This is a genomic window from Acinetobacter minutum (assembly GCF_035916735.1).
GTDB lineage: Bacteria > Pseudomonadota > Gammaproteobacteria > Pseudomonadales > Moraxellaceae > Acinetobacter.
The window spans coordinates 174482-182452 of sequence record NZ_JAQIHG010000001.1 but is presented as its reverse complement, the minus strand read 5'-3'; the positions used below and the strand labels follow the sequence as shown (position 1 = coordinate 182452).

The 7971-nt window shown below is 47.6% G+C and carries 11 protein-coding genes and 1 tRNA gene; 5 read left to right on the top strand and 7 right to left on the bottom strand.

What is annotated here, in order from left to right:
* Nucleotides 1–9: 9 nt before the first annotated feature.
* Nucleotides 10–85: transfer RNA gene (locus tag PAE54_RS00840), tRNA-Phe, on the bottom strand.
* 152 nt (nucleotides 86–237) lie between these two features.
* Nucleotides 238–615, bottom strand: a complete 378-nt coding sequence (locus PAE54_RS00835; protein WP_273777633.1) for a GNAT family N-acetyltransferase — start codon at nucleotides 613–615, stop codon at nucleotides 238–240.
* Nucleotides 616–708: 93 nt separating this feature from the next.
* Between PAE54_RS00835 and hisB the strand changes: the two genes are divergently transcribed.
* From hisB to hisA, 4 genes are all read left to right on the top strand, one after another.
* Nucleotides 709–1302, top strand: coding sequence for an imidazoleglycerol-phosphate dehydratase HisB (hisB, locus tag PAE54_RS00830; RefSeq protein WP_273777634.1), 594 nt, complete (start codon nucleotides 709–711; stop codon nucleotides 1300–1302).
* Nucleotides 1302–1919, top strand: a complete 618-nt coding sequence (gene hisH, locus PAE54_RS00825; protein WP_326518061.1) for an imidazole glycerol phosphate synthase subunit HisH — start codon at nucleotides 1302–1304, stop codon at nucleotides 1917–1919. The genes hisB and hisH overlap by 1 nt, the downstream gene beginning before the upstream one ends.
* Before the next feature lie 85 nt (nucleotides 1920–2004).
* A complete protein-coding gene (locus PAE54_RS00820; protein WP_326518060.1) occupies nucleotides 2005–2634 on the top strand; it encodes a 3'-5' exonuclease in 630 nt (209 codons plus the stop codon).
* A 108-nt stretch (nucleotides 2635–2742) separates the two neighbouring features.
* Nucleotides 2743–3474 carry a 1-(5-phosphoribosyl)-5-[(5-phosphoribosylamino)methylideneamino]imidazole-4-carboxamide isomerase gene (hisA, locus tag PAE54_RS00815; RefSeq protein ID WP_326518059.1) on the top strand — a complete coding sequence of 244 codons (732 nt, stop codon included), beginning with the start codon at nucleotides 2743–2745 and terminating at the stop codon, nucleotides 3472–3474.
* A gap of 49 nt (nucleotides 3475–3523) precedes the next feature.
* On the opposite strand, the gene PAE54_RS00810 is transcribed toward hisA, so the two are convergent.
* From PAE54_RS00810 to PAE54_RS00800, 3 genes are read right to left on the bottom strand one after another with little or no spacing between them, the layout of a single operon-like run.
* Nucleotides 3524–3913, bottom strand: coding sequence for a DUF4870 family protein (locus PAE54_RS00810; RefSeq protein WP_273777638.1), 390 nt, complete (start codon nucleotides 3911–3913; stop codon nucleotides 3524–3526).
* Nucleotides 3914–3931: 18 nt separating this feature from the next.
* Nucleotides 3932–4555, bottom strand: coding sequence for a DUF1294 domain-containing protein (locus PAE54_RS00805; protein ID WP_326518058.1), 624 nt, complete (start codon nucleotides 4553–4555; stop codon nucleotides 3932–3934).
* A gap of 9 nt (nucleotides 4556–4564) precedes the next feature.
* The gene (locus tag PAE54_RS00800) at nucleotides 4565–5512 is read right to left on the bottom strand and encodes a homoserine kinase (protein ID WP_326518057.1); all 948 of its coding nucleotides are present in this window, start codon (nucleotides 5510–5512) and stop codon (nucleotides 4565–4567) included.
* Nucleotides 5513–5625: 113 nt separating this feature from the next.
* On the opposite strand from PAE54_RS00800, the gene hisF reads away from it, so the two are divergent.
* Nucleotides 5626–6384, top strand: coding sequence for an imidazole glycerol phosphate synthase subunit HisF (gene hisF, locus PAE54_RS00795; protein WP_273777641.1), 759 nt, complete (start codon nucleotides 5626–5628; stop codon nucleotides 6382–6384).
* A gap of 58 nt (nucleotides 6385–6442) precedes the next feature.
* Here the strand turns inward: hisF and PAE54_RS00790 are convergent, their stop codons facing one another.
* Both PAE54_RS00790 and PAE54_RS00785 read right to left on the bottom strand, forming a co-directional pair.
* Nucleotides 6443–6688, bottom strand: a complete 246-nt coding sequence (locus PAE54_RS00790; RefSeq protein ID WP_326518056.1) for a hypothetical protein — start codon at nucleotides 6686–6688, stop codon at nucleotides 6443–6445.
* Nucleotides 6689–6760: 72 nt separating this feature from the next.
* On the bottom strand, nucleotides 6761–7846 hold the full coding sequence (locus PAE54_RS00785) for a DNA/RNA non-specific endonuclease (protein ID WP_273777643.1): 1086 nt from the start codon (nucleotides 7844–7846) through the stop codon (nucleotides 6761–6763).
* Nucleotides 7847–7971: the final 125 nt, after the last annotated feature.

The following is a 7971-nucleotide window of genomic DNA, read 5'->3' as shown; positions in this document are numbered from 1 at the left end:
TTTTGAATATGGTGGCGTGAGGCAGGATCGAACTGCCGACACACGGATTTTCAATCCGTTGCTCTACCGACTGAGCTATCGCGCCGATGTGGGCGTATTAAACAGTTTAAATACAATTGAGTCAAGCACAGATGCATCAAAATGTTTCAACCGCCTATTTTTAAATCAAAATATCCATAATTTAAGCAACTCAGCATTTAAAACGCTGCTCAATTATGCCTGAATGACTTTAAGAGATTAAATTTTCTCTAAATGTGCTAGACAACGATGAATCGCCCCACAGCCCGGTTCAAATACTTTGACACCTTTAGCCTCTTCCATACGGCAAACTTCACTGACCAAACGTTCTGCAACGCCACGACCACGGTTAGCTGGATGCACGACAATATATTCCAGACGGCGGCTTTCGCCCTGTCCGCTACACCAGATTGCACCAATGATTTTTGTGTTAAATTCTGCCGTGTAAACTAGGGTATACTGGGCAAGATGTTGTTCAAGCTGTTGCAGGGCATCTTGACCGTCGCCAAATTCAGGGCTGGTATCATACAGTCGCTCAAGCTGGCTGCGAACTTCGGCATTTTCTAGTGAAGTATAAGCATGTACGGTTATAGGCATTGATTAACCCTCCTGAGCAATCTATGATGCTGTCACATTCGTCACAGCGAACTTTACATCAATCATTTTTGACGTTTTTTGAGGAACGTGTCTATGACGCAACGTATCAGCGAAGTGGTAAGAAATACCAACGAAACCAAAATTCGAGTTCGTGTCAACCTCGATGGTACGGGTCAAGGCACTCTAAATACAGGTGTTCCCTTTTTAGATCATATGATTGATCAAATCAAGCGACATGGCTTGTTTGACATTGATATTCATTGCGATGGCGACTTAGAAATCGATGATCACCACACGGTTGAAGATTGTGGCATTACCTTGGGTCAGGCTTTTGCTCAAGCGCTAGGTGACAAAAAAGGCATCCGTCGCTATGGCCATTTCTATGCACCACTGGATGAATCTTTATCGCGTGTAGTCGTTGATATTTCAGGTCGTCCGGGTCTGTTTATGGATATTCCATTTACCCGTGCACGCATTGGTACTTTTGATGTTGACCTGTTCTCCGAATTTTTCCAAGGCTTTGTCAATCACGCCTTGATGACCTTGCACATCGACAACCTGAAAGGCAAGAACAGTCACCACCAGATCGAGTCAACCTTTAAAGCTTTTGCTCGTGCACTACGTATGGCTTGTGAACTCGATCCACGCGCTGCGGGTACCATTGCTTCAACCAAAGGTAGCTTGTAATGACCCGGATTGCGCTTCTTGACTATGGCATGGGAAATTTACACTCTGCCGCAAAAGCATTGGAATATGTCGGTGCAACAGTAGATGTCACCAATGATCCAAAATTGATTGCCCAGGCCGATAAAATTGTCTTCCCGGGTGTCGGAGCGATGCGCGACTGTATGCAGGGTATGCATGAAGCCGGGATTGATGAAGTCGTGCGTCAAGCAGCATTCAATAAACCGGTACTGGCGATTTGTGTCGGCATGCAGGCCTTGATGCAACGTTCAGAAGAAAATGACGGCGTGGATGCTTTGGGGATTTTTGCAGGTCAAGTAAAACGCTTCCCGGAAATTCCGCATCTCAAAGTGCCGCATATGGGTTGGAATCAGGTGCATCAGATCGACCCAAGCCATCCGATGTGGAAAAACATTGAACAGGACGCACGTTTCTACTTTGTGCACAGTTATTATGTCGAGCCACAAGACCCGGCGATTGTGGCAGCAACCTGTGATTATGGGCTGAATTTCTGCACCGCAATCCACAAAGAGAACCTGTTTGCTACTCAGTTCCACCCAGAGAAAAGTCATACTGCCGGTTTGCAGTTACTGAAAAACTTTGTGGAATGGGATATCTAATCCGATAAAATAAAGCCTAGTCGATCTAGGCTTTATTTTTGTCTCTTTAAAGCGTTCAATTCGTTATCCCGCTATAGCGTAAATTATGATGGATCCACTTTCTCTTACGACTTTCCCCAGCGTGGCAGAACGACGTTTGCTACCTGCTTTCGTCAATTTACCCAGAGATCAGATCCATCTGATTAATACTGCAGCACAATGTCGAGCCATTCAAGAACAACTCGATACCGTACACGTGTTCGGTTTTGATACAGAATCCAAGCCCACATTTAACGCCAACGAAAAATCGACTGGCCCACATTTACTACAACTGGCCACAGATCAACACGCTTACCTGTTTCAGATTAATGCTGAGACCTTAGCCTTTCTGGCTCCTCTGCTCTCCAACCCCAAACAACTCAAAGTCGGCTTTGCCCTAAAAAGTGATGTCAGCTTATTGCGCAGTAAAGGGATTGAACTTGCTGGAACCGTCGATCTTTCAAAAAGTTTTCATGTTTTTGGCATCAAACAACAGGTTGGGGCACAAAATGCGGTCGCTATTTTATTGCAGCAATATCTCCCCAAGTCCAAACACACCAAACTCAGCAACTGGTCCAAATTTCCACTCACCGAAGCCCAAATTGACTATGCTTGCGCCGATGCTTATGCCAGCCTGCAAATCTATGAGGAACTGAAGCGCCGCAACCTGCTGACAACACCCAGAAAGGGCCGCTAAAACGGGTTCTCAACAGAAAAGCCCATCATCGAGGCTTAGCGATTGAACAATACTTTGTTAAGATTGCCACTAATTCAAGCTTGAAAAGATAAAGCCAGGAGCGAAAGCATGCTGATCATCCCTGCAATTGACCTGAAAGACGGTAAATGTGTACGTTTAAAACAAGGCCGTATGGAAGACGATACCGTATTTTCTGATGATCCGGTTGCAACAGCACAACATTGGGTCAATGAGGGCGCCCGCCGTCTGCATTTGGTCGACTTAAACGGTGCTTTTGCCGGTACGCCGATTCACAAGCCGGTGGTTGAAGCGATTGCCAAAGCTCAACCAGAATTGCCAATCCAAATTGGTGGCGGGATTCGCTCACTAGAGACTATCGAGCATTATCTGGATGCCGGTGTGACTTTCGTGATTATTGGCACCAAGGCTGTGAAAGAACCAGAATTTGTTGAAGAGGCTTGCAAAAAATTTGCCGGTCATATCATTGTGGGTATCGATGCCATGAACGGCATGGTAGCGACTGATGGCTGGGCCAATGTCACGGATGTGAAAGCCACTGAACTGGCAAAACGTTTTGCTGATGCAGGTGTATCAAGCATTATCTACACGGATATTGCGCGTGATGGCATGATGCAGGGTGTCAACGTTGAGCAGACCGTACAACTGGCACAGTATTCTGGCCTTCCAGTGATTGCTTCAGGTGGTGTCACCAATCTGGATGATGTTCGCAATCTGAAAGGCAAACCGGGCATTCTGGGCGCCATCACCGGTCGTGCCATCTACGAAGGCACCCTCAACCTGCGTGATGCCCAAATCCTGCTAGATGAAGACAAAATCTAAAATCTTTTAATAAAAAAGAGGCGATTGCCTCTTTTTTATTGTCTCTTTTTCAGTACATCGGACGGTTTTCATTTAACGCCAGCAAGCCGCGAATCACCCGGTAGATACTCCAGATCCAGGCCGCCACCATCACCATCCCACAGAGCAATGTTGAAATAACGAGCCCATTGGCGAGTGCAGTTAAATCCGTATCGGTGCGCCATAAAAACAGAAAAGGTACAAAGGCCAGGATATTCCACAATAGATACCACCAGAAGCTGCGGATCTGCCAGCGAAAGTGGCTGGCATAAATCGTGCCCTGTACATCTGCACGTTTCAGATAATTGATGATCAGTGCGATAATCGCCAGCAGACCACCGCTCAAGATGGCAAGCGCATACAGTACATACAAGGCCAAGGTCAGATTCTTATAGGCATTTTGTCCATCCATCATGCTCATGTACGATACTCCACTGGCTTAATTTTGAAACACATTGAATGGCGAAAGCCACCAACCCAGTAGCAGCAGATGCAACAAAATCGTGGCAAAGTAAATCTGACGGAAAGGCTGTTTCTGGGTTTTATGCCTAAATTTCTGCTGAGCCAACCAGGCTGCCGGCCAGCCTCCCAAACTCGACAACACATGCAAGGTTTGCTCGGGTACACGTTGTTTCCCCTCGCGAGCTGCCTGTTTATCCTGAGCATACATCCAATAACTGATCCCATTCGTCAATAGAATGCCGAGAAGAATCAGGCCTGCCAGATGACCACTCAAGCTGAGAATCCCCAGCGAAAGCAGATAGGCCGTGATCACGATCTGCATTGGTTGCAGCTTTTCTACCCTATCTGGAACTGCCTGGGTTTTACCTTGCAGATGACGTGCCTGAGCCGCAGTCAGATAACTGGCTTGCTGGGCACGACAACGACCTTGCCCGTCTAGTATCACCAGATATTCCAGAGCACAACCTACAATCGGACGTGGCCCAGGACGGGAAAAATCTTTGATATGCAGGAACACCTTGGCTTTGCTCGGGTCATTCGGCTGGATAAAGCCATAGCCCTTATCATCAAACCATTCCACCAGACGGCCTTGATCACGCATCAACAGTTCCTACCCGACATATTTCAAACGTTCGACCAGCATATTGCGCATTTCGAGCGGATCTTTTTGCAAGATATCGGCACTGCTACGCCCCTCTGTGGCATTTCGCTCTGCCACTTCTAACCGTGACAGCCAAAAACGGCAGGCCGCCATCGCCAGATACACCGGTAAACAGGCAAACTCATCCGGGGTCAGCTCACGCTCCAGCTGATAGGCATTCAGATAAGCATCGGCTTTTTCTTCATCCAAGGTGACTTCCGGATAGTCACTACAAAAATCATTCAGCGTGATGGCAATATCCAGCAGCAAGTCATCACGATTGAGTTCAGAAAAATCCAGAATGCCATGTAATGCCGGGCCAACGAACAGGGTGTTATCACGGAACAGGTCCGCATGGATCAGACCTTGTGGACGGTCGGGAAATTCAGACTGACAGGTTTTGAAACAGTCAAAGACCTGATCCAAGAGTGCCTGATCTTCTGCATTCATACGCTGACGCAGGCGCGTTGCCGTTTCTACCCACCAGCTTTGACCATGGTTACTTTCACGTTGTAGCGGATAATCCTGCAAGACCACATGCATGCGCGCTTGTGCCACAGCAATTGCTTCGACTTGAGGCAGCGTTGCAGGTGATGGATGTTCGCCCTGTAAACGAGGGGCGATTTGTGCCGGTTTCCCTGCGATCCTATGAATCGCCTGTCCAGCAGGTTGTAAAGGCACTGCAACCGGCACGCCATTTTGTCCCAGATGGGTCAGCACAGGAATCAGTTCCCCTGCGGCCTGTTCGCTCAGCTCTTCAAAGACGGTCAGAACAAACTGCTGAGCATCCTCACACACTAAAAAGTAGTTGGTATTTTCAATGCCACCCTGAATTGGAATTAATTCAGTCACAACCAGTCCATAAGGTTCGGCAAACGTCTGAACTTGCTGTAAATTCAATGGGGTATAAACCGACATAGAAAACCTGCAAAAAATCTGATGTATTTTTGCTAGAATACCTGTTCAATCTACCGAGGTGTAGCACCTGCGTAGGGAACTTTCATAATCGGCTGTTATATTTGGAAAAATTTATGCTCGCAAAACGTATCATTCCTTGCCTAGACGTTGATAATGGTCGAGTGGTCAAAGGCGTACAGTTTCTTGATATTCGTGATGCGGGTGATCCGGTAGAAGTCGCACGTCGTTATAACGAACAGGGTGCGGATGAAATTACCTTCCTGGACATTACAGCAACGCATCATGGCCGTGATACCACGTACCGTACCGTTGAACGTATGGCTGAGACTGTTTTTGTCCCGCTGACTGTCGGTGGGGGCGTACGCAAAGTCGAAGATATCCGCAACTTGCTCAATGCCGGTGCCGACAAAGTCAGTATTAACTCTGCAGCCGTGTTTAACCCTGAGTTCGTACAAGAGGCTTCTAGCCACTTTGGCGCACAATGTATCGTGGTGGCGATTGATGCCAAAAAAACCGGCGATCATAAATGGGAAATTTTCACCCACGGTGGCCGCAAACCGACAGGTATTGATGCGATTGAATGGGCCGTAAAAATGGCGGATTATGGTGCGGGTGAACTATTAATCACCAGTATGGATGCGGATGGTACCAAAGCCGGTTATGACCTCGCGCTGATGCGTGCGATCAATGACCGCGTGAACATCCCAACCATTGCCTCTGGCGGCGTGGGCAATCTGCAACACTTGGCCGATGGGATTCTCAAAGGCGGGGCAGATGCAGTCTTAGCTGCCAGTATTTTCCACTTTGGTCAGCACACGATTCCCGAAGCGAAGAAGTATCTGGCTGAACAAGGTATCGAAATGCGTCTGTAATCCATATTCACGAAAAAAGAGCCTACAAGGGCTCTTTTTTTATGCGGGACAAAATCAATTAACCAAAGGGATTCTCAATTTCCCCTTCAGCTTTAAGCTGAATTTTTTCCGGCAAATTCGTTTCTTGTTCCAGCACAGCCACCACCTGATTCAGAAAGTCCTGCAAGGCCCTGGCATTTTTTAATCCCGCCTGATCCTTGGTAATCTGCAAATTCCCATACAGGCTGACATAATCAGTTTGATTTTCTAAGGTCAGATCCTCAATCGCAGAGGATTCCGTTCCCTGTTCAAATGGTTTAAACATTATTGCCTCTCATTGTTCTGTTGGCGATCGCAGCAAGTTTCACCTAGTTTTAAGTGAAAATACCGCAACTGTCTATTTTAAAAACTGTAACAGGAACTGCAACAGCATGGTGAGAATCTGCTTGATCAAACTCGGTGCGGCTTCTTCGGGACTGGGAGAGCTCCCGTTGTCATCACTCCCGGTCGCTGCAGCAATTTTCTGCTGGCCAAATTGCTGCTGGGTCTGTTTGATCTGCTCTGGGGCAACATCTTCAGCACATTGACTCTCGGCATCCCATTGAGCATATTCTAGTGGCTGGTTGGCCTTTACTGCTGTGGCATTCAGAGGCAACTGATAAGTGTTGCGTTTTTGCTCCTCAGAAAGCTGTGGGAACAGATTCATGCCGAGCTGCTCTTCCAAATAGCAGACACTCACGACCTTTACCTGCAGTGAATTGTTGTTCGGTGCAAAATAGGCACCAATCGCCCCGGTTTTCGGCACATAAACCGCTTTAAAAACGGCACTCGGGACAATCACCCCCTTGCCAATCGTTTTCAGTTTCTGCCCCATAAAGACCGGGCCTGTCACCACATAGACATCCTGCTTCTGCTTGGTGACAATGGCGCGGGTGGCTTCTTCCAGCTCACGCCAAATCTGCTGATTGTTTTTTGGTGCTTGTGGCACCATGTTGGCCAAAGAGAAACTGTCATATTGGGCTTGAGTATCCCCCATATCGGCATTCGGTGCCATATGACCACGGTCATAGCCGGAGGCTCGATAATCGGCCAATAATGCCCGATGCTGCTCCGGAATACGGGTTTCTTCGTGGAAATTATCTTCACGTTTAATCTTGGTGGCCAGACGTTTCGGGGTTAAATGCTCGGCCACCCACAGCGGGGTTTTGGACACGCCGGAATACATGACATTGAAGCCATTAAAACAGAGCGGATAGCTGTTTTTCTGTAGGCTGGGGCGAGCTAAATAGGGCGGCACTTCTCGATAGAATTGGCTTAGGCAGGCCGAACTCCCTAGACTCCCTGTAGTCCACTGGCTGAGTTTTTCCTGACCAAAGGCCATTGCGAAACTACCCATCGCCACCAAACCCAGAACTATTTTCAGGCCGTACTGATTCACGCTATTCGAACCAGGCGCATTCTTTTTCAGCTTGTTGTTTGCCATTTCTATTCCGATCGCACCTATTTTTGTGGAGCTTAGCAAGCAGGTCCAGCCCTGTATATTCACCCACCTATCAACTGCACAATCCTTAAACAAGAACAGCTCAATGTCAGCATCGTTCGGGTAAC